The organism is Bradyrhizobium barranii subsp. apii (assembly GCF_011516635.5).
GTDB lineage: Bacteria > Pseudomonadota > Alphaproteobacteria > Rhizobiales > Xanthobacteraceae > Bradyrhizobium > Bradyrhizobium barranii.
Genome location: NZ_CP096255.1, coordinates 1,230,378 through 1,248,656, shown reverse-complemented (window position 1 = coordinate 1,248,656; position 18,279 = coordinate 1,230,378). Strand labels below are relative to the sequence as shown.

General features: G+C 63.2%; 20 protein-coding genes, 2 tRNA genes and 2 pseudogenes. 6 read left to right on the top strand and 18 right to left on the bottom strand.

Annotated features, from left to right (window positions below; translation table 11 throughout):
* Window positions 1-10 precede the first annotated feature (10 nt).
* The 11 genes from HAP41_RS05975 to HAP41_RS05925 all read right to left on the bottom strand — a co-directional run bounded on the left by HAP41_RS05975 (window position 11) and on the right by HAP41_RS05925 (window position 8,197).
* Window positions 11-715 (bottom strand): DUF2635 domain-containing protein, encoded by a 705-nt coding sequence (locus HAP41_RS05975; protein WP_175618165.1) that lies wholly within the window; start codon window positions 713-715, stop codon window positions 11-13.
* A gap of 7 nt (window positions 716-722) precedes the next feature.
* On the bottom strand, window positions 723-1,964 hold the full coding sequence (locus HAP41_RS05970) for a tyrosine-type recombinase/integrase (RefSeq protein WP_166104386.1): 1,242 nt from the start codon (window positions 1,962-1,964) through the stop codon (window positions 723-725).
* A gap of 178 nt (window positions 1,965-2,142) precedes the next feature.
* A tRNA-Phe gene (locus HAP41_RS05965) sits at window positions 2,143-2,218 on the bottom strand.
* Between the two features lie 184 nt (window positions 2,219-2,402).
* Window positions 2,403-2,585: a DNA gyrase inhibitor YacG gene (gene yacG, locus HAP41_RS05960; RefSeq protein WP_028151429.1), complete on the bottom strand. Its 183-nt coding sequence runs from the start codon at window positions 2,583-2,585 to the stop codon at window positions 2,403-2,405.
* A 145-nt stretch (window positions 2,586-2,730) separates the two neighbouring features.
* Window positions 2,731-3,360, bottom strand: a complete 630-nt coding sequence (locus HAP41_RS05955; protein ID WP_028151428.1) for a Maf-like protein — start codon at window positions 3,358-3,360, stop codon at window positions 2,731-2,733.
* Between the two features lie 146 nt (window positions 3,361-3,506).
* Window positions 3,507-3,974 carry an arsenate-mycothiol transferase ArsC gene (locus HAP41_RS05950; protein ID WP_166104389.1) on the bottom strand — a complete coding sequence of 156 codons (468 nt, stop codon included), beginning with the start codon at window positions 3,972-3,974 and terminating at the stop codon, window positions 3,507-3,509.
* Between the two features lie 132 nt (window positions 3,975-4,106).
* Window positions 4,107-4,604, bottom strand: a complete 498-nt coding sequence (locus HAP41_RS05945; RefSeq protein ID WP_166104392.1) for a UPF0262 family protein — start codon at window positions 4,602-4,604, stop codon at window positions 4,107-4,109.
* Window positions 4,601-5,896, bottom strand: a complete 1,296-nt coding sequence (hisD, locus tag HAP41_RS05940; protein WP_166104396.1) for a histidinol dehydrogenase — start codon at window positions 5,894-5,896, stop codon at window positions 4,601-4,603. Before hisD ends, HAP41_RS05945 begins: the two co-directional genes overlap by 4 nt.
* 145 nt (window positions 5,897-6,041) lie before the next feature.
* Entirely contained in the window at window positions 6,042-6,491 is a 450-nt protein-coding gene (locus HAP41_RS05935; RefSeq protein WP_063986739.1) for a DUF2948 family protein, read from the bottom strand.
* 81 nt (window positions 6,492-6,572) lie between these two features.
* Complete coding sequence (locus HAP41_RS05930) at window positions 6,573-7,232, bottom strand: NAD(P)H-binding protein (RefSeq protein WP_166104400.1); 660 nt, start codon at window positions 7,230-7,232, stop codon at window positions 6,573-6,575.
* A 26-nt stretch (window positions 7,233-7,258) separates the two neighbouring features.
* Complete coding sequence (locus HAP41_RS05925; RefSeq protein WP_166104403.1) at window positions 7,259-8,197, bottom strand: SDR family oxidoreductase; 939 nt, start codon at window positions 8,195-8,197, stop codon at window positions 7,259-7,261.
* Between the two features lie 84 nt (window positions 8,198-8,281).
* Here HAP41_RS05925 and HAP41_RS05920 point away from each other — a divergent pair, with 84 nt between their 5' ends.
* Window positions 8,282-8,935 carry a TetR/AcrR family transcriptional regulator gene (locus HAP41_RS05920; protein WP_166104406.1) on the top strand — a complete coding sequence of 218 codons (654 nt, stop codon included), beginning with the start codon at window positions 8,282-8,284 and terminating at the stop codon, window positions 8,933-8,935.
* Between the two features lie 200 nt (window positions 8,936-9,135).
* On the opposite strand, the gene HAP41_RS05915 is transcribed toward HAP41_RS05920, so the two are convergent.
* The 5 genes and pseudogenes from HAP41_RS05915 to HAP41_RS05895 all read right to left on the bottom strand — a co-directional run bounded on the left by HAP41_RS05915 (window position 9,136) and on the right by HAP41_RS05895 (window position 13,213).
* Window positions 9,136-9,960: an alpha/beta fold hydrolase gene (locus HAP41_RS05915; protein WP_071909258.1), complete on the bottom strand. Its 825-nt coding sequence runs from the start codon at window positions 9,958-9,960 to the stop codon at window positions 9,136-9,138.
* A 113-nt stretch (window positions 9,961-10,073) separates the two neighbouring features.
* Complete coding sequence (locus tag HAP41_RS05910; RefSeq protein ID WP_028151419.1) at window positions 10,074-10,583, bottom strand: hypothetical protein; 510 nt, start codon at window positions 10,581-10,583, stop codon at window positions 10,074-10,076.
* A 260-nt stretch (window positions 10,584-10,843) separates the two neighbouring features.
* Window positions 10,844-11,152, bottom strand: a complete 309-nt coding sequence (locus HAP41_RS05905; RefSeq protein ID WP_063985878.1) for an EthD family reductase — start codon at window positions 11,150-11,152, stop codon at window positions 10,844-10,846.
* Window positions 11,153-11,278: 126 nt separating this feature from the next.
* Window positions 11,279-12,984, bottom strand: a pseudogene (locus HAP41_RS05900) (FAD-dependent oxidoreductase).
* Between the two features lie 40 nt (window positions 12,985-13,024).
* Window positions 13,025-13,213: a hypothetical protein gene (locus HAP41_RS05895; protein WP_028159142.1), complete on the bottom strand. Its 189-nt coding sequence runs from the start codon at window positions 13,211-13,213 to the stop codon at window positions 13,025-13,027.
* A gap of 317 nt (window positions 13,214-13,530) precedes the next feature.
* Here HAP41_RS05895 and HAP41_RS05890 point away from each other — a divergent pair.
* The 3 genes and pseudogenes from HAP41_RS05890 to HAP41_RS05885 all read left to right on the top strand — a co-directional run bounded on the left by HAP41_RS05890 (window position 13,531) and on the right by HAP41_RS05885 (window position 14,935).
* Window positions 13,531-13,605 (top strand) — tRNA-Thr (locus tag HAP41_RS05890).
* A 70-nt stretch (window positions 13,606-13,675) separates the two neighbouring features.
* Window positions 13,676-13,852 (top strand): annotated as a pseudogene (locus HAP41_RS50650) (DUF6538 domain-containing protein); the annotation flags it as partial.
* Window positions 13,853-13,873: 21 nt separating this feature from the next.
* The gene (locus HAP41_RS05885; protein WP_166104410.1) at window positions 13,874-14,935 is read left to right on the top strand and encodes a site-specific integrase; all 1,062 of its coding nucleotides are present in this window, start codon (window positions 13,874-13,876) and stop codon (window positions 14,933-14,935) included.
* A gap of 75 nt (window positions 14,936-15,010) precedes the next feature.
* Here HAP41_RS05885 and HAP41_RS50645 read toward each other — a convergent pair whose 3' ends face one another.
* Together HAP41_RS50645 and HAP41_RS05880 are read right to left on the bottom strand one after the other, a co-directional pair.
* Window positions 15,011-15,460 carry an RES family NAD+ phosphorylase gene (locus tag HAP41_RS50645; protein WP_224581058.1) on the bottom strand — a complete coding sequence of 150 codons (450 nt, stop codon included), beginning with the start codon at window positions 15,458-15,460 and terminating at the stop codon, window positions 15,011-15,013.
* Window positions 15,461-16,151: 691 nt separating this feature from the next.
* Entirely contained in the window at window positions 16,152-16,856 is a 705-nt protein-coding gene (locus tag HAP41_RS05880; RefSeq protein ID WP_166104420.1) for a hypothetical protein, read from the bottom strand.
* 206 nt (window positions 16,857-17,062) lie between these two features.
* Here HAP41_RS05880 and HAP41_RS05875 point away from each other — a divergent pair, with 206 nt between their 5' ends.
* Together HAP41_RS05875 and HAP41_RS05870 are read left to right on the top strand one after the other, a co-directional pair.
* Entirely contained in the window at window positions 17,063-17,608 is a 546-nt protein-coding gene (locus tag HAP41_RS05875) for a recombinase family protein (RefSeq protein WP_166104423.1), read from the top strand.
* A gap of 39 nt (window positions 17,609-17,647) precedes the next feature.
* Window positions 17,648-18,085, top strand: coding sequence for a hypothetical protein (locus HAP41_RS05870; protein WP_166104426.1), 438 nt, complete (start codon window positions 17,648-17,650; stop codon window positions 18,083-18,085).
* The last annotated feature ends 194 nt before the right edge of the window (window positions 18,086-18,279 follow it).

The following is an 18,279-nucleotide window of genomic DNA, read 5'->3' as shown; positions in this document are numbered from 1 at the left end:
ATGCTGATCCTTAAGAGTTGCCGAAGTTCGGGGGCAATTTTCGCCAACTCTTAACTCGCGCTGTCACGTCACCGCTGGCGATAGCGCTTCGCCAGTGTAAGTTATTCGGCACCTCCTTGCCTTCTTTGGGTAGGTACCTTGCACGCAGCTCCTCTGGCTCGCGCCCGTCGACCGGAACAACGAAAATTGTCCCTATCTCACCCGACTCGAACTGTGGGAAGCGCCCCTTCATACCGTCGGTGTAAAACTCTTCCAGGATGTCCACGGCTCTTTCAAAGCTTGTCCCGGGCAAGCGGAGCGCCGCGACGACCTTCGCCGCCGCGGCTCGCTTGCTCATCTTCTTTCCAGTCCGATCTTCCGCGTCCACGATCACGGCGGCCATGAAAGATGGCGCGCTATTCCATTCATCTGAGTTCCGCATCCAAAGCCTATTCACGCTGTCGCGCGGTCGACCGTCGGCAAGCCCATAGGCATCGAGCGCCATCACCGCCTGCTTGAACAGAGGATCGCCGGTAAGCTCGTACAATTGGCGAAGACCGGCTGCGATTTTCTTGCCGTCGGGCGGCTTCACTCGTCTTGAAATCGGGTTCTCAGCCTTAAGCTTGGCCTCGTTCCATCGCGCCTCGCATGCTTTAAAGTGCCTATCGAGCTCAGCATCGGCCTTGCGGAGGCGCGGCTGGCGCGGCTTCTTCGGTGCTTTTGAAACTGCTGCCATCATTATCCTACGAAGCTGACGAAAACTGGGGACGGCGCTCTTTCGCGATCGGCACAACGCCCCCGGTCGCGCGCAGCTCATCGAGATGGTCGGCCCACCATTGCATCATCCGAACGCGCTCATCCCAGTATTCCGCTGAATTGTACGCGGCGCGAACTTCGTCACCATCCTGATGTGCAAGTTGACGTTCTATGGCGTCATGGTGCCAGAGGCGGCTTTCGTTCAGCAGCGTTGATGCGGTCGAGCGGAAGCCGTGCGCTGTTACCTGCGTTTTGTCGTAGCCGAGCCGCCGGAGCGCGGCGTTCAGAGTGCCATCCGAGATCGGGCGATGCCATGATCGGATCTGTGGAAAGAGAAAGGGCGACGTGCCCGTCACTTTTCGGATGTCAGCAACAATGGCGAGCGCCTGCCGCGACAACGGCACCATATGTGGACGCGGCATCTTCATCTTGTGCGCAGGAATTTTCCAAACAGCGCCTCGCGTATCGAACTCCTTCCATTCCGCATGGCGCAGTTCGCCCGGTCTAACGAAGGTTAGAGCGATCAGTTGCAGCGCGGCGCGCGTTGTGACCTGCCCGTCGATATCGTCGACAGCGCGCAGAAGCGCGCCGACGGCCTTCGGCTCGGTGATTGAGGCGCGATGCTGCACTTTCGGAGAAATCAGGGCGCCGGCAAGATCGCCCGACGGATCACGTTCGGCGCGACCGGTTGCGACCGCATACCGGAATACGCGGCCAGCGAGGCTGCGCGCACGGCGCGCGCTTTCATACCGACCGCGGCGTTCGATCTTGCGCAGCGCGTCTAGCAATTCCGGCGCGGCAATTTCGGCGATAGGACGATCGCCTATGTCACCACCCAGCAGGCCGATGAGCCATTTCTTCTTTTCGATGGTCGCCGGATTGTCGCCTTCGGCTTCGAACTTGGCGATCAGTTCATCGGAGACGATCCGGAAGGTGTTGGTCCGTGCAATCCGGGCGGCGCCCCGATCCAGCTTCCGTTGCGCCGATGGGTCGACGCCTTTCGCTAGGAGGCCCTTGTTCTGGTCCCGAGCGACCCGGGCGTCGGCGAGGCTGACGGCTGGATAGGCGCCCAGCGCAATCAGCCGCTGTTTCCCGTCGAAACGGTAAGCCTGACGCCACAGGCGAGAACCGTTCTTCTCGACCAGAAGGAACAGACCGCCGGCGTCGCTGATCTTGTACGGTTTCTCGCCCGGTTTGGCGGAGCGGCAAGCGGCATCTGAAAGCGGCATCGATTAGATTCCCTGCGCACCATCTACCAACACGCTTCCGGCGAGTTACCAACGGCCCTACCAACAAACTTACCGGATGCGGGCGGAGGTACGCGAACATCAACGAACCAGAAAGCGCCTTATTACAAGCGCTTATAGCACGTTAACGGTTGTAGGCGGAAGCCGGGGAATGAAGTGATGGTGCCCAGGGGCGGAATCGAACCACCGACACTGCGATTTTCAGTCGCATGCTCTACCAACTGAGCTACCTGGGCGTGCTCCAAAGAGGGGCCAAGGCCCATCGAGCGGGCGGTTTATAGTGGGCTCGGAGCGGCATGTCCACCCGGCTTCGCCAAGTGGCTTCGCCGGGCGCGGCCCGCCTGTGCACAAGGTGGGGCGGGCTTGCTGCGGCTGGTGCGCGGCAAATCGGAAGTCGAAATAAACGTCTGATATTATTAACTATTCTTCGCCGTCCGCCTCGTCATCGCGGCCGGGGATGACGTAGGAGCCTTTCAGCCAGCGGTTCAGGTCGACGTCGCGGCAGCGCGAGGAGCAGAACGGGCGGGTGGCTTCCGACTGCGGCTTGCCGCAGATCGGGCAGGTTTTGAGCGGGCCGGCGGGCTTTTTGACGTGGTCGTCCATGATGTCGGCAGCATACTCGGGGTGAAGGCGTTCAAGAGCCTGTCGGCAAAGCGGTTCCTCGGGCGGACGCGCAGGCGTCGCGGGCCGGGTCCGGCGAGCCCATTCTACTGTGCATGGGGTTGTTTTCGAGATTTTTGTCGGCGCGCTAGATGGCCGTGGCGTTGAGCCAGCCGAAGCGGATCGGAAAACCTTCGCCGCCGAGCAGCGTCGTGGTCTCGTAGAGCGGCAGGCCGACGACGTTGCTGTAAGACCCCACCATCTTGACCACGAAGGAGCCGGCGATGCCCTGCACGGCGTAACCGCCGGCTTTGCCGCGCCATTCGCCGGAGCCGATATAGGCCTGGATGTCGTCCTCGGAGAGGCGCTTGAAGCGGACGCGGGTCTCGACCAGGCGCTGGCGGAAGGCCTCGCGCGGCGTCACCAGGCAGATCGCGGTGTAGACGCGGTGGTTACGGCCCGACAAGAGCCGCAGGCACTGCGCGGCCTCGTCCACCAGATTGGCCTTGGGCAGGATGCGGCGGCCGACCGCCACAACCGTATCGGCCGAGAGGATGAAGGCGCCGCGCAGCTCGTCGTCGAGCTGCACCGATTTCAGCGCAGCATCGGCCTTGGCCCTTGCGAGACGGTTGGCGCAGGCGCGCGGCAGCTCGCCCCGCTTCGGCGTCTCGTCGACGTCGGCCGGCCGGAGCGCGTCCGGCTCGATGCCGGCCTGGTTGAGCAGCGACAGGCGCCGCGGCGAACCGGAGGCAAGTACGAATTTGGGGCGGCCGAGCATCAGGTGATTTGGGGGATGAAGCAGGGGATGAATTGCGCGCGGAACCTATCGGAAGGGGGCTGATTTCACAACCCGGGAACCCGGACTTTACTGATTCGAGGCGTCCAACATGCGTGTGCCCTCGGTCTGTGACGCGGGTGTTACGGCTAACCGCTCGCCGCACCGACCTTCGCAAAACGCCTGCGGATGCGCATCAGGAGCTGGTCGCAGACCTCGCGGTAGGCGGCGAGCTTCTGGTCGCGGCTGCCTTCGATGGTGGTGGGATCCTGCGTCGGCCAGTATTCGACGTCGGCGGCGAGCGTGCGGGTCAGCTCCAGCGCCTTGTGGTGCGCTTCGGGCGAGAGCGTGATGATGAGGTCGAAATTGAGCCCCTCCCAGTCCTCCAGCTCCTCGAAGGTCTGCGGCTTGTGGGCGGAGATGTCCTGCCCCAGTTCGTCCATCACGGCGACCACGAAGGGATCGAGCTCGCCGTTTCTGGCGCCGGCCGACTTCACGTAGAGGCCCTGCGGAAACATGTGCCGGAGCAGGCTCTCGGCCATCGGCGAGCGCACGCTGTTCATCGCGCAGGCGAACAGCACCGATTGCGGATCGCGTGCGCGTGGCGGACCCGCCATCGCGCCTAGCCTCTTTTGAAAGAGGGCATGGCCTTGTCGGAAAACCGCTGCACATTTTTCCGGGCCATTAAGCCGTTTGTCTCGCGCATGATCTGGTCCGAAAACCGGTGCCCACTTTTCGGGATCATGCGCCTAACCCTTCCAGTGGAGGACGGTGATGAGCGTGAACAGCCGGCGCGAGGTCTCGAAGTCGACCCGCACCTTGCCCCTCAGCCGCTCCTGGAGCGTGCGCGATCCCTCATCATGGATGCCGCGGCGGCCCATGTCGATGGCCTCGATCTTGTCCGGCGTAGCTGTCCGGATCGCCTGATAGTAGCTGTCGCAGATCATGAAATAGTCCTTCACGATCCGCCGGAACGGCGTCAGCGACAACAGATGCGCGACCACGGGCGTGCCTTCCTCGCGGCGAATGTCGAACATCAGCCGGCTGCCGGTGATGCCGATATGCAGCGTGAACGGCCCCTTCCCGTCGGCGCCATCGGGCGCGAACAAATTCTGCTCGATCAGATCGTAGATCGCGATCGCGCGCTCATGCTCGATGTCGGGCCCGGAACGGCCGATCGAGTCCTCGTCGAGGGTGACCGCGACGATGCGATTGGTCGAGTCGTCCTGTTCGGGCGGCTGGGTCATGACAGATTGAGGCGCAATCCAATCGAGCGCGAATGAGCGTCCAGCCCCTCCGCTTGTCCGAGCGTCATCGCGGCAGGTCCCAGCGCACGCAGCTGGTCCGGGCCGCATTTCAGGATCGAGGTGCGCTTCATGAAGTCGGCAACTCCGAGCCCCGAGGAGAATCGCGCCGAGCGCGCCGTCGGCAGCACGTGGTTGGAGCCGCCGACATAATCGCCGATCGCCTCCGGCGTATGCGCGCCGAGGAACACCGCGCCGGCGTTGCGGATCTTTCCGGCAAGCGCGTCGGGATCATCAGTCATGATCTCGAGATGCTCGGCCGCGATCGCATCGGCGAGCGGAATGGCGTCGGCAAGATTCTTGACCATGATGATGGCGCCGAAATCGGCCCACGACGTGCCGGCAATTGCGGCGCGCGGCAATGTCTTCAGCTGCGCTTCGACGGCCTTCTCGACATCCGCGGCGAGGCGCGCGGAATCCGTGATCAGGATCGATTGCGCGCTGGCATCATGCTCGGCCTGCGCCAGCAGATCAGCGGCGATCCAGTCGGCATTGCCGGTGTCGTCGGCGATCACCAACACCTCGGAGGGGCCGGCGATCATGTCGATACCGACCTTGCCGAACACCAGGCGCTTTGCGGCGGCGACATAGGCGTTGCCGGGGCCGACGATCTTTGCCACCGGCGCGATCGTCGCGGTGCCGTGCGCGAGCGCCGCCACGGCCTGCGCGCCGCCGACCCGGTAGATCTCGCTAACGCCGCCAAGCGACGCGGCCGCCAGCACCAGCGGATTGAGCTTGCCGTCCGGCGACGGCACCACCATGACGAGACGCGCGACGCCGGCGACCTGCGCGGGCACGGCGTTCATCAGCACCGAGGAGGGATAGGCCGCGGTGCCGCCGGGCACATAGAGGCCCGCGGATTCGATGGCGGTATAGCGCCAGCCGAGCTCGACGCCGAGCGGATCGGTGAAGCGCTCGTCCTTCGGCAATTGGCGGCGGTGATAGGTCTCGATGCGGTCGCGCGCGAGCTTGAGCGCATCCAGCGTCGCGGCATCGCAGGCCTTCACGGCCGTCTCGATCTCGGCGGCGGTGACGCGCAGGCCGGATGCATCCAGCTTCAGCCGGTCGAACTTTGCCGTGGCCTCGAGCAGGGCCGCATCGCCCCGCCGGGCGACATCGTCGACGATGGTGCGCACGGCGGCCTCGACGTCGGCCGAGACCTCGCGCTTGGCGGCGAGGAAGGCCGCGAATCGCTGGTCAAAATCGGCGCTGCTGCGGTCGAGACGAACGGGCATTTTTGGCTTGGCTTCCGGCTGGTCTTTGGGGCGGATTGGCTCACCCGACCCCCTGCTCAATGGCGCGGCGGGGAAGCTGCGTCAACCCTCGGGAGATGCCGTTCCGGCAGCGGCCCGACCTGGCTTGACTGGTATACCGGTCAGCTCACCCCTCCTCCTCGAGGCCCAGTCCGGCCCCCAGCGCGTCCGCCCCCAGATCGGTCAACTCGCATTCCAGACATTCGACGTCGAGGCGGATGGCGCCGCCATGGGCGAACAGCAGCAGGGCGCTGCCCCCGGGCTCCTCGTCGCGGCCGTCCTGGGAGTGAAACTCGATGCCGACGAGGTCCAGAACCTCGTCCGGCGCGCCGAGGTCGATGTTGCGTGACTTGCAGGCGAGCACGCGGTCGAAGCGGAGCGCGGCGACCAGCCGGCGGGGTTCGGCCTCGCCGTCCAGCGACTGCTCCCAGTCCAGCCGGCTCATCCCGACCACCAGCCGCTTCTCGCTTTGCCGCCAGATGATGTCGGCGGCCTGAACGCGGGCGTCCTGCACATGGGTCGAGATCACGGCGAGATCGTCGGCGTCGAGCGCGATCAGTTTGAGCTGGGGAGACATCGCCGGCATTTCTCCTCGGGGTCCGATCAGGCTCAACGCGCGCGGCCGCGGAAATTTCCGTGAAACTAACGGGCCAGCCGGCTAGAGGCTATTGATATCCTCCATCTCCAGCACCTTCCGCGGATACCCCTCCCGGGCGACACGAATCATGGCGCGGCCCATCTGCTCGGTCGAGGTGACGAGCCGCGGCGAGATCCAGCGCAGCGCCGACCAGAGCGGCCCGGTTGCGGCATACACGGCCTGCACCCAGGCGGTCTTGGAGCGGGCGCCGTGCAGGGGCTGGATCGCCCCGGGGCGGAACATGTAGGCACCCCGGAATGGCAGCTTGAGCAGATCGTTTTCGGTCTTGCCCTTGATCCGCGCCCACATCCGCGATCCCTGCTCGGTGGAATCGGTGCCGGCGCCGGTGACGTAGACAAACGTCATCTGCGGATTGAGCTTCGCGAGCGTCGTCGCCGCCGCGAGCGTGAGATCGTAGGTGAGATGGCGATAGCGATCCTCGCTCATGCCGATCGAGGAGACGCCGAGGCAGAAGAAGCAGGCATCGAAGCCCGTGAGCTGCGCTTCGATCGCCGAGTAGTCCGTGAAATCGCCGTGCGTGATTTCGGTGAGCTTGGCGTTGCGCACGCCGGTCGGGCTGCGGCCGACCACGAGCACGCGGTCGATGCCGGTGTCGATCAGGCATTCGCGCAATACGCCCTGCCCGACCATGCCGGTCGCGCCGAAGATGATGACTTGCATCGTGACATCCCCAACCGGCCCGCGGCTCATGCGGCGACCGCGATCTCGTCGAAGGATACACCGGTCAACGTCGCCGAGACATCCCACAGCATGGCGGCCGCGGCGAAATCCTTCGCCTGCGGCATGATCTTCGCCGGCGCGGGCGGCCCCTTCAGTTCGTAGAACCAGTTCGGACCATAATAGCCGCCGGGCTCTGCAGCCGGCGAGGTCGCCGCGAACAGCGTGGGCAGCGCGCCTTCGGCTGCGGAGTGGCTGATGAAAGGCTGGAGCCAACGGCTCACACGCCACTGGAAGGTGTTCGCGCCCGGCCCGTTCGGAATGAGATCGGTCCGCGCGTAGCCGGGATGGGCAGCAAGGCTCGTCAGGCCCCAGCCGGCGGCGAGGCTGCGGCGCTGCAGCTCCAGCGAAAACATCAGCATCGCCAGCTTGGACTGGCAATAGGCGCGCCAGGGACGATAGGAACGCTTGCTTTGCAGATCGTCGAAATTGATCGCGCCGGAGCGGTGCGCGAGGCTCGACAGATTGACGATGCGCGGCGCTTTCGCGCGGCGAAGCTGCGGCAACAGCTGTGCCGTCAGGGCGTAATGGCCGAGATAGTTGGTGCCGAGCTGCATCTCGAAACCATCCTCCGTCTGCTGCCGCTTCGGCAGCGCCATCACGCCGGCATTGTTGATCAGGAGATCGAGCTGCTCGTTGCTCGCAGCGAAGCGTCTGGTAAAATCGGCGACGGAGGCGAGGCTGGCGAGATCGAGATGCTCGTAGGCGATCAATGCGTTGGGAAACCGCTCGCAAATGCCCTCGATCGCCCGCAGGCCCTTTGCGTCGTTGCGTCCGGTGAGTATGACAATGGCACCGGCGCCCGCCAGCGCCATCGCTGTCTCGTAGCCGAGGCCGCCCGTCGCCCCGGTCACGACGGCGGTCTTGCCGCTGAGGGAGGGGATGTCTGCCGTGCTCCAGTCGGTCATGCCGTATCTCCGTTCGGGGCTGGAATGAGGCCCGCGACCGGTCTAAATGTGCACTGAGTGCAAGTTTGCAAGAGGTGAAATAATTTGAAGGCTTCAAAGCCCGGCGGGAAATCGGTCAGGACAGGCGCCAAGCCATTGCCGGCAGGAGCAAAATCCCCTGTCGGCCCCGGCCTGCGCCAGCGTAAATTGCAAGAGACCCGCGAGCGGCTGACCCGCGCGGCGATGGCGCTGTTCCTGGAGCGCGGCTTCGAGGCCACGACCATCGACGACATCGCGACCGCGGCCGACGTGTCACGCCGCAGCTTCTTCCACTACTTCGCGTCGAAGGAGGACGTGGTCACCGCCTGGCAGGAGGGCGCAGCAAGCGCGCTGGTCGCAGAGGTCGTGGCGCGGCCAGCGGGCGAAACCATGCTGACGGCGGCGGAGAATGCGATCGCGGCGGCGGTCAGGCGGATCGACCCGGCGGAAGCGGCGGCGATGTCGCGGCTCAAGCGCGACAATCCAGCGCTTCACGCGCGCGACCAGCTCAAATACGAGAAGCTCGAGCGCGCACTGGCCGAAGGGCTTTCGCAGCGTGCCAAAACCAAATCGGACAGGCTCAAGGCACGGCTCGTCGCCATGATCGCCACCGGCGCGATGCGCGTCGGCGGCGAAAGCTGGATCGGCGAAGATGTGCGGGAGAAGCCGGAGGTCTTCGTGAAGCGCACGTTCGATGCGATCAGGGCGATCTTGAAGTGAGTGCGCCCCCTCCCCTGGAGGGGTCCGGGACGAGCGTAGCTCGCCCGTGGGTCGGCTCACATGGAGCGCAGCGGAATGTGAGACGGGGTGGGGTGACGGTCTCTCCGCACCGAACAGCGCCCGAGGGGAGAGATCACCCCACCCCGCTCGCGCTGCGCGCGATCGATCCTCCCCCTCCAGGGGAGGGTAAGATCAGTCCCTCACGCCTTGAAGAACGCGAGCAGGTCCGCGTTGATGGTTTCGGCGTGCGTGGTGGGCATGCCATGCGGGAAGCCCTTGTAGGTCTTGAGCGTGCCGTTCTTCAGCAGCTTGGCCGACAGCGGGCCCGAATCGGCGTAGGGAACGATCTGGTCGTCGTCGCCGTGCATCACCAGCACGGGCACGCTGATCTGCTTCAGGTCCTCGGTGAAGTCGGTCTGCGAGAATGCGACGATGCCGTCGTAATGCGCCTTCGCGCCGCCCATCATGCCCTGGCGCCACCAGTTCTGGATCACCGCTTCCGACGGCTTTGCGCCGGGACGGTTGTAGCCGTAGAACGGGCCGGCGGGGAGATCGCGATAAAACTGCGTACGGCTGGCGGCGAGCTGCTTCTGGAGATCGTCGAACACGCTCTTCGGCAGGCCGCCCGGATTGGCCGCCGTCTGCACCATCAGCGGCGGCACCGCCGAGAGGATCGCAGCCTTCGCCACCCGGCTCTCGCCGTGACGCGCGATGTAGTGCACGACCTCACCGCCGCCGGTGGAGTGGCCGACATGGATGGCGTTCTTGAGGTCGAGGTGCGCGGTCACCGCCGCGAGATCGTCGGCATAGTGATCCATGTCGTGGCCGTCGGCGACCTGAGACGAGCGGCCGTGGCCGCGGCGGTCATGGGCGATGACGCGGTAGCCATGATTGGCGAAGAATATCATCTGCGTGTCCCAGTCGTCGGCCGACAGCGGCCAGCCATGGCTGAACACGATCGGCTGGCCCGAGCCCCAATCCTTGAAAAAGATCTCGACGCCGTCCTTGGTGGTGATGGTGGGCATGAATGGCTCCTTCAGTGAAAATCAATCCGGGCTCGCAAAACGCGAGCCGGCAATCCGGAGGTGGTCGGGCGATGTCACGAGGTCGATGCCGCGCACCGACCGTGAACGTGCGATCAGGCAAACGTCATCGGCTTGTAGCGGCGCCAGGCGCCGATGGTCAGCACCACGAAGAACACCAGCACGATGCCCTGCACCACGGCGAAGACGGGGCCTCCCGGCGGATTCGGCGGCACGGCAGGCGCGAGCGCGGCGAGCGCCGGCACCTTCAGGAACGACTGGATCACCAGCACGAAGACGTTGAAATAGAGCGAGATCATCGCGGTCACGATGTAGACGGGACGCCAGACCCCTTTGAGCTTCATTCCGTAGAGCGCGAGGCAGGCGATCGCGAGCAGCACCAGCGAGATGCCGGCGATGATGTACGAGGGCAGCAGCTCCTTGAACGGAAACAGGAAGCCGGTGACGCTGGTGAGGATCGTGAACAGCAGGAAGATCGCGGTGAGGCCCGGCATCGACTTCGACCCGAGCAGACCGAACATCACGACCAGGCCGGCGACGATGCCGATCAGGCTGATGATGACATGGACCAACGTGAAGGCGGGCAGGCTCAACCCAAGAACCACGGCATCTCTCCTACTCTCTGCATTGAGATCAGGCGATTGATATTACGGTCCTCATCGGATGGCTACATACGCGATGTCACAGACTCGTGCGGAGCCATGCGCCGTCGTGCGAATCGACAAACGCACGACCGAATTTTTTGCAGTGCTGTCACAAACGAGAGCAGTTTGTAGCCCGGATGGGGCGAAGCTAAATCCGGGCTACGAGCTTGCAGGTCTTCGACGAAAGTTGAATCGAATTTGGCGAGACGCTTCGCGCGCGCTCAGACTTCCTTGGTGTCGAAGATCAGCAGATCGGCGCCGCCGCTGGCGAATTTCGGCACGTCGCCCGCGGCCGCCTTGCCAGCTTCGCTGCCGAAGGCCTTCTGGATGTCGCCCACGCTGTCGAAGCTGAGAATGGCGACAAGGTGGACGCCCGATGGTCCGGCGGGCGAGCCGACTGCGCCCGTGCTGACGGCGTATTTCTTCAGGCCGGGAAGTTTCTTCGCGAGCGGAATGTGGGTCTCGGCATAATGCTTGTCGAAGGCGGCGGCGTCTTTGGGCGTCTTGTAGAGCACGACGAGTTCGGCCATTTAGTCCTCCCTTGTGAATCTTTTGTTCTTCCACGCGCGATTGGCCTCGCGACGGGGCGATAGTCCGTGGGACACGGCAAGATGGCAAGTGAGATTCCGCCTGCCGTCTGCTTGTCTTGTCCTTGACTAAAGCGCCGGTTTTGCGGCGTCGCCGAGATAGCCGTGCAGGGAGGCCACGACCTGCGCGCCTTCGCCGATGGCGCCGCCGACGCGCTTGACCGAGCCGGAGCGGACGTCGCCGACCGCGTAGACGCCGGGCACCGAGGTCTCCAGTGGGGCCACCAGCTTGCCCTGGTTCAGCTCGGACTGCGCGCCCGTCACGACGAAGCCGCCGCGATCGAGCGTGACGCCACAGCCGTCGAGCCAGCTGGTGGCGGGATCGGCACCGACGAACAAAAAGAGATTCTTGATGTCGGCGGAGTCTTCATCGCTCGACAGCCGGCTCTTCCAGCGGATGCGCCGCAGCAGCGAGGCTTCGTCGCCCTCGAGCGCGGTGATCTCGGTGTTGAACATCAATTCGATGTTGGGTGTCGCTTCGATGCGCTCGATGAGATAGCGCGACATGCTGGCGCCCAGGCCACCGCCGCGGATGATCATCAGCACCTTCTTGGCGTGTCCCGACAGGAACACGGCCGCCTGCCCCGCCGAATTGCCGGCGCCGACCAGGGCCACCTCCTCGCCGGCGCAGAGCCGCGCCTCGACCGGAGAGGCCCAATACCAGACGCCGCGGCCCTCGAACTTGTCGAGGTTCTCGATCTCGGGGCGGCGATAACGCGCGCCGCTCGCAACCACGACTGCGCGCGAGCGCAAGGGATCGCTGCCGTCGAGCGTCACCGCAAAGGCGCCATCCCTGCGCGTGCAGTCGAGCGACTTCACCGTGACGGGGATCATGATGTCGGCGCCGAACTTCTGCGCCTGGTTGAACGCGCGCGCGGTCAGGGCCTGGCCGGAAATGCCGGTCGGAAAGCCCAGATAGTTTCGATGCGCGCGCTGGCGCCGGCCTGGCCGCCGAAGGCGCGGGTGTCGAGCACGGCGACCGAAAGCCCTTCGGAGGCGGCATACACCGCGGTCGCCAGCCCCGCGGGTCCGCAGCCGACGATCGCGACGTCATAGATGCGGTCGTTGCGGGGGCCGCCGATCATGCCGATCGCGCGCGCAACCTCGGTTTCGCTGGGATTGCGCAGCACCTCGCCGCTCGCCGCGACGACCAGCGGCCAGTCTTCCGGCTTCGGCGAATAGCGTGCGATCACCTCGGCGGCGTCGCGGTCACGCTCGGGATCGAGCAGATGATGCGGCTGGCCGTTGCGGGTGAGGAAGCCCTGCAAGCGCACCACGCCGGCCGAATACGAGGGACCGATCAGCACCACACCGCCGACGCCGGCCTGAAGCAGATTGACCCGGCGCAGGATCAGCGCGCGCATGATGCGCTCGCCGAGCTCGGCCTCGGCGACCAGCAGCGCGCGCAGGCGGGGCGGCGGCAGCAGCAGCGTCTCGACCTCGCCTTCGGCGCGGCCGTCGACCAGCGCCGGCCGGCCCGAGAGCTGGCTGAGCTCGGCCAGAAATTGCCCCGGCCCCTGGTCGATCAGCGGCGTGACATTGCCGAGCCCGTCGCGCTGGGTGATGGCGACGTGGCCCTTCAGCACGACGAACATACCCGGCCCGGGCTTGCCGGTCTCGAACAGGAATTCGCCGTCGGCGTAAGTGCGGACCTCGCCGAAATTCCGCATGCGCTCGATCTCGGCCGATGTCAGCGCCGGAAAGGTCTGCTCAGGGCGCGTGAACCGCGACATCTGCGCGTCACCATCGTCTCGTTGCTGCTCGTCCTGCCCCATTGCCACGTCCATGCACTCCAAAAATTCTAATCGCCAGACTTCAATCGCCGGTCTTGCCGGCGGTCCCCTCATCTAGGGAAGCATCGTCGTTCTGCGAGGGGTCGGTGATTGCGGCGCGTTCGCGCGCCTGCACCTTCCGCCGCTTCAGGTTTTCGCGCAGCGCCGATTTCAGCCGGTCGTCCCGCGCACCCCTCGCCTGTCTCGTGCTCTTGTCGTTCTCGTCAGCCATCAGCGGTCCATACCAGCGATCCGCGATAACATGCCCGGAGAATGCGGCAGCTCAAGAGGCCCCTCGTGAACTGTTCGTGCGAAATCCAAAATGGGCCGAATGCCATGCCGCGGCCAACTGGCCAGTTGGCCGGGGATATCGGAACCGAAATCGGCGGAAAGTCGGTACTTTCACCTGAAAACGGGCATTTTGGCCCCGATATCGACCCGATTTTCTCGTTTTGGCTGAGCTAGCAAGCTTGCACAGGAGGGGGGCTTGTGGCAGATATCGGCCCGCTTGGTAGGCCCCCTTGGCGGCCGATTCTCATCCCAGCACATGCTGCCGTAGCTCAGTGGTAGAGCACTCCATTGGTAATGGAGAGGTCGACAGTTCAATCCTGTCTGGCAGCACCATTGGTTTCACTGAAAGTACAAGGCCATAGCGGCTTTCCGCGTCGCTCCTGATACATAGGAGTGATGCACCGTGGTGCTGAAAACGATCTCTCTGACCAAGCGTATAGGCTCTGAGAACTGGTATTACCGTCGCGCAATCCCTGCCGACGTACAGCGCATCCTCCGTGACCGGTCGCAAGGGAGCCGACCGGAGGGTTGGTATCAAACCCACATCAGCATCTCACTTCGAACCTCTGATCGCAAAGCCGCGAGAACAAGAGGGGCTGTGGTGGCCGCGCACGTAGAGCGCCTGCTCGCCGATCTGCGCGGCAACGAAGACCCCGCCCTCGCCGAACCGACACAGTCGCGATCAGTCACGGACCCATCCACCAAACGCGGCATGCAGATCACTGCGCTGGCTGACGCTTGGCATGACGCCGCGCTCAAACGTGGCGTCCGCCAACGCGACGCCAAGCGGTGGAAGGCCATCGCGCTGCGATTCCAGAGATGGCTCGGACCCGATGACACGAACCATGTCACGACCGAGAGGGTGCAGGCGTGGGCCGACGAACGCAACGCGAAGGGCATCGCCGCAAAGACGATCAATGACACCGACATCGCCGCTCTGAGAGCCGTATTCGCGTGGGGCAAGCGGCGCGGCTGGCTGTTGTCCAATCCAGCGGAGAACGTAAGGATCGAAGGACGCGGAAAGAAGCGCACTCGCGAACCGTGGTTCTTGGACGATGAGATAGCCGCGATCCTCAATACCGCGCTGGCCGTTCACGGCTCGAAGCGGGAGAACCCCAAGACTACTGCCGCCAAGCGATGGGTGCCGTGGCTCTGCGCCTATTCAGGGGCGCGGGTTGTTGAGATGATCCAATTGCGCAAGGAGGACTTGAGGCGCGAGGCGACCACATGGGTTATCCGTGTCAACCCGGAAGCTGGAGACGTTAAAACCGATGATTATCGGGATGTCCCTGTTCATGAGCATCTGATCGCGACCGGCTTCATAGAGTTCCTACAACGTTCAAAACCCGGCCACCTGTTCTGCGATGTGGGCAAGGATGGCACCACGGCAGGACCGGCTGATGGTGTCTACAAGCGCGTCTATACGATGGTGCGGAGCGTCGTGACTGATGATCGAGTCCAGCCCAACCACGCATGGCGGTACACCTTCAAGACCCACGGACACGACGCTGGATTGAACGACCTGACGGTGGACGCGATCTGCGGACACGCCGCCCGGACGCAGGGCGAGGCGTACAGGGGCATCACCGTCAAGAAGCGGATGGAAGTGATGGCCGCGTTCCCGCGATACAAGCTCACCGACATTGAGCGGGCAGCAGCGTAGGCAGGCAGAAAATTGCAAAAAAATCTGAGACGGCAGCGGCACTCTGGAGGCCCGCGCATCCCCCCGCTGGGGGCCTCATATTGTTTCGAATTTGAGCGTTCCCACGTCCGACACGAACCTTCCACGGTGTGACACTTGGGGCTGCGATAGCGATTGTCTGTCGAGCACTGGAATGCAAACGCCGCCTGTATGCCGCGCGGACGGCGCATGAAGACCGCTGACGACCGAACGGGCTTCATCAGCGACTTGCTGGCAGAATGGGTAGCCTGCATCGGTTGGGCTTACTAGATCGGGGTGCCTGTTCTGCTCGCCTACGAGGTTTAACACATCTCCCCGAAAGCGACATGAGACCACCGAGTAGTAGCGGCCCTCAACCGCCTGCCCGGTCAAATGGTATGCTACCTCGGAGGCACACGTCTCCTCTGCGAGGGCAGCGTAGTAGACCGGCCATTGCCCATTGCCGAACCGGCCAGGGGGGAAAGGCGTCGGGTATTTAGGCTTGGCTACGAACGTGTCGCTCACCATCGCCTCAGCGGAAAAGGGGATAGCGGTTTGTTCGAGGATCGCGCGGCTGTCTGCAACACTTTCTGGCCGGATACCCCTGCGAAGTAGGACTGCATCAAGAGACGATGCAGGCAGTCCGGCGAGCCGAAGGACATCCTGACTCGCAACCACTTGGCGCGTGAAAGCCTCGATCAAAGGTTTCTCTCTATGGAGACGAGGTCAGAAACAGTCATCAGGTTGACCATCCCTCCCCTCAGCATGTGCCGAAGCGGGCTTTCGCGTAGCCGTGGATGCTCGGCTGACAACCAACGAACCTCAGGTGCAACGGCCTCATTGAAGATGGTCCCGAGGCCCAAACTTATCGCGAGAACGTAACCAATACGGTCCTTCACGTCTCGGGTTCGCGCTGGGACGTGTCCCATCAGTAGCTGTGAGCCGAGGTAGTCCTGTTCGTCGTACCCCAGCAACGTGAGTTGAGCGCCTTGATCTAGCCCCCAGCGCTGACACGTATTGATGAAAGCCTCAAACATTCCGCGCGGAACGCTTGTTTGCTGAACGCCCTTACCAGCCGGGATCGCCGCCTCTTGGATGATCCCCGCTTGCCCTAGGGGCGCGGGACTGATCGTAGACCCGCTTCCTTGAGAGCCGGTATAGCTTGGTCTCTGGTCAACCAACTCTCGCTGAGCCGCGAGGGTCACAACCTGCTGACCGATCATGTATCCCACTCCAGTTCAAGCACAGCCCGTGTCGCAATCCCAATACGCGAAGCCATCTCTAACTTGCTTACAAACGAACTGAATCTCGGGAGGACGCCCGGATTGCTGAGAACGATGGTCATGTCAACGAAGATGCCATTTGCCAGCGCAGCGCTTTTCTCGACACCGAATTTGCAGCGCCAAGTTTGATCAACACCGATCAAGTGAAAGCGTCCTACCGGCTCCGTGACCAACTCTCCCACGCCCACAAACGGCTGTAGTGATCCAGTCGGTTGGAAGCGATTCAGATACTCGTTGGCATCTCCGGGAGCCTCGACCTCGAAATGGATAAACGAGCTTATCTCCGTCCGGGCGTACCCGACTTGGTCGAACGCATTGGGAAAGGCGTCATGGATCCTTCGCATGATGTCGTACACTATCGGGTAGTCGGCTGGCGTCAGGTTGGCGAAGTCGAAAACCAAACGGTCGCAGTAGAGCGTCGCTGTGTTCACCCCACCGTAGAGGTTAAACCTCGCGAACACTTCGCTCAGTTTGTTACCCGCTCCTGCCGAAAACTCCGCCGCAGCAATAGGAAAGTCGGGTGTCAATGCCCCATAGACCATCTGAAAGAACGAGGGTGGGATAAGCTGCGGCTGCATGAGGAGCGGACGAGCAAAGGGCAAGCTTACAGTGAGATTGCCTCTATTCAGCTTTACCCGCATTTGCGTCCTCGATGTTGAAGGTATCCGTAACACAAGGATGAAGTATCAATCCAACGTTGATGCTTCCTATCCGGCGCACCGTTCATTTTAGATCTTGAGATGGGTATACATTTGTGCAATTATCCTCGAACGGACCCGTAGTGAACACATGATGAGCGCCGAATGGCTGTTCCCCATGGGTACACCCATCGTGAACAGGAAGGCCCATGTCTCTCATCGGTTACGCTCGCGTCTCCACCACCGACCAGAACACCGACACCCAGCTTGAGCGATTGAAGGCTGCGGGCTGTGACATCGTCAGGCAGGAGAAGGTCTCAGGCAGAAGCCGCGAGGGCCGAACCGAGTTGGAGACGATCCTCGACTTCATCAGACCGGGCGACACGCTGGTGGTGGTGAAGCTCGACCGGCTTGGCCGATCAACCCGCGATGCCCTGAACCTTGTCCACGAACTGGATCAGAAGAGAGCATCGCTCCGCATTCTTGAGCCAGAGGTCAGCACAGCAGGGCCGCTTGGACGCATGGTGGTCACCGTACTCGGCATGGTCGCTGAGATGGAGCTAGGCTTCATCAAGGAGCGGCAGGCGGCTGGCATAGCCAAGGCTAAGGCCAACGGTGTCTATAAGGGACGCCCGGTTAGCCTCGATCACGACCAGATCAGGACGCTTCGCTCGCAAGGACTCGGCGCGACCGCGATTGCGAAGCAGCTTGGGTGTTCACGCGGAGCGATCTACAAGGCAATGAGCGCAGGCTAACATGGCGTCCAACGCTCGCGGCTGAGAAAGAGGGCTTTGATGTTTGGGCTGTTCCGCAAGATGAAGGAGATGGGCGAGTCATTCACGGCTGGCGCAACTAATACAGGCAATGTCACCGCCACCGTCGGCGACAAGCTTGTACTCAACTGGCACGGAACGCCCTCTCAAAGGGATGGCGTCTTACAGATGCTCCCAAAGATGCGGGACAGGATGATGCCGGGCGTTGAGTCGGGCACCTTCGCTGATGGCGTTATTGGCAGTGTCTACGATGATGGCATGTCGTCGGACAGCACAGGGAACAATATCCAAACTATCGCCATGCTTTGGAGGGTGTTCACAACGAAGCTCGATGAGGGCACCTACGGCGATCTGATCGGCCACGCGAACATGCACTGCGCCTTCAAACTCCCTGAGCAGCCGGGGGATCAGTTCAAGATCACATGGAAGATCAGTGTAATGCGGGGACGAACGGCCTAGATAGCCTATGAGCCTACTCACTAACCTCGCGGTGTTGGCTGCGCCTGCGGTGGCGTAGCAGGCTGCTGCGACGATGTAGCAGGAGGTTGCTGCTGCGGTGCGGTGACTGGCTGCTGATCGCCGCCACCATGCGGGACACACGTCCCTATGTTGCTCAGCAGTCGTTTAGCCCGCCCTATTCGTGAGAGCGCGGT

Coding starts and splice junctions, on each gene's coding strand:
- HAP41_RS05970 (WP_166104386.1), bottom strand. CDS start 1,964: ATGCCGCTTTCAGATGCCGCTTGCCGCTCCGCCAAACCGGGCGAGAAA.
- HAP41_RS05875 (WP_166104423.1), top strand. CDS start 17,063: ATGTCTCTCATCGGTTACGCTCGCGTCTCCACCACCGACCAGAACACC.
- HAP41_RS05975 (WP_175618165.1), bottom strand. CDS start 715: ATGGCAGCAGTTTCAAAAGCACCGAAGAAGCCGCGCCAGCCGCGCCTC.
- HAP41_RS05955 (WP_028151428.1), bottom strand. CDS start 3,360: ATGCTCGGCCGCCCCAAATTCGTACTTGCCTCCGGTTCGCCGCGGCGC.
- HAP41_RS05945 (WP_166104392.1), bottom strand. CDS start 4,604: ATGACCCAGCCGCCCGAACAGGACGACTCGACCAATCGCATCGTCGCG.
- HAP41_RS05870 (WP_166104426.1), top strand. CDS start 17,648: ATGTTTGGGCTGTTCCGCAAGATGAAGGAGATGGGCGAGTCATTCACG.
- yacG (WP_028151429.1), bottom strand. CDS start 2,585: ATGGACGACCACGTCAAAAAGCCCGCCGGCCCGCTCAAAACCTGCCCG.
- HAP41_RS05935 (WP_063986739.1), bottom strand. CDS start 6,491: ATGTCTCCCCAGCTCAAACTGATCGCGCTCGACGCCGACGATCTCGCC.
- HAP41_RS05880 (WP_166104420.1), bottom strand. CDS start 16,856: ATGCGGGTAAAGCTGAATAGAGGCAATCTCACTGTAAGCTTGCCCTTT.
- HAP41_RS05915 (WP_071909258.1), bottom strand. CDS start 9,960: ATGCCCACCATCACCACCAAGGACGGCGTCGAGATCTTTTTCAAGGAT.
- HAP41_RS05930 (WP_166104400.1), bottom strand. CDS start 7,232: ATGCAAGTCATCATCTTCGGCGCGACCGGCATGGTCGGGCAGGGCGTA.
- HAP41_RS05905 (WP_063985878.1), bottom strand. CDS start 11,152: ATGGCCGAACTCGTCGTGCTCTACAAGACGCCCAAAGACGCCGCCGCC.
- HAP41_RS05925 (WP_166104403.1), bottom strand. CDS start 8,197: ATGACCGACTGGAGCACGGCAGACATCCCCTCCCTCAGCGGCAAGACC.
- HAP41_RS05895 (WP_028159142.1), bottom strand. CDS start 13,213: ATGGCTGACGAGAACGACAAGAGCACGAGACAGGCGAGGGGTGCGCGG.
- HAP41_RS05950 (WP_166104389.1), bottom strand. CDS start 3,974: ATGGCGGGTCCGCCACGCGCACGCGATCCGCAATCGGTGCTGTTCGCC.
- hisD (WP_166104396.1), bottom strand. CDS start 5,896: ATGCCCGTTCGTCTCGACCGCAGCAGCGCCGATTTTGACCAGCGATTC.
- HAP41_RS50645 (WP_224581058.1), bottom strand. CDS start 15,460: ATGGTGAGCGACACGTTCGTAGCCAAGCCTAAATACCCGACGCCTTTC.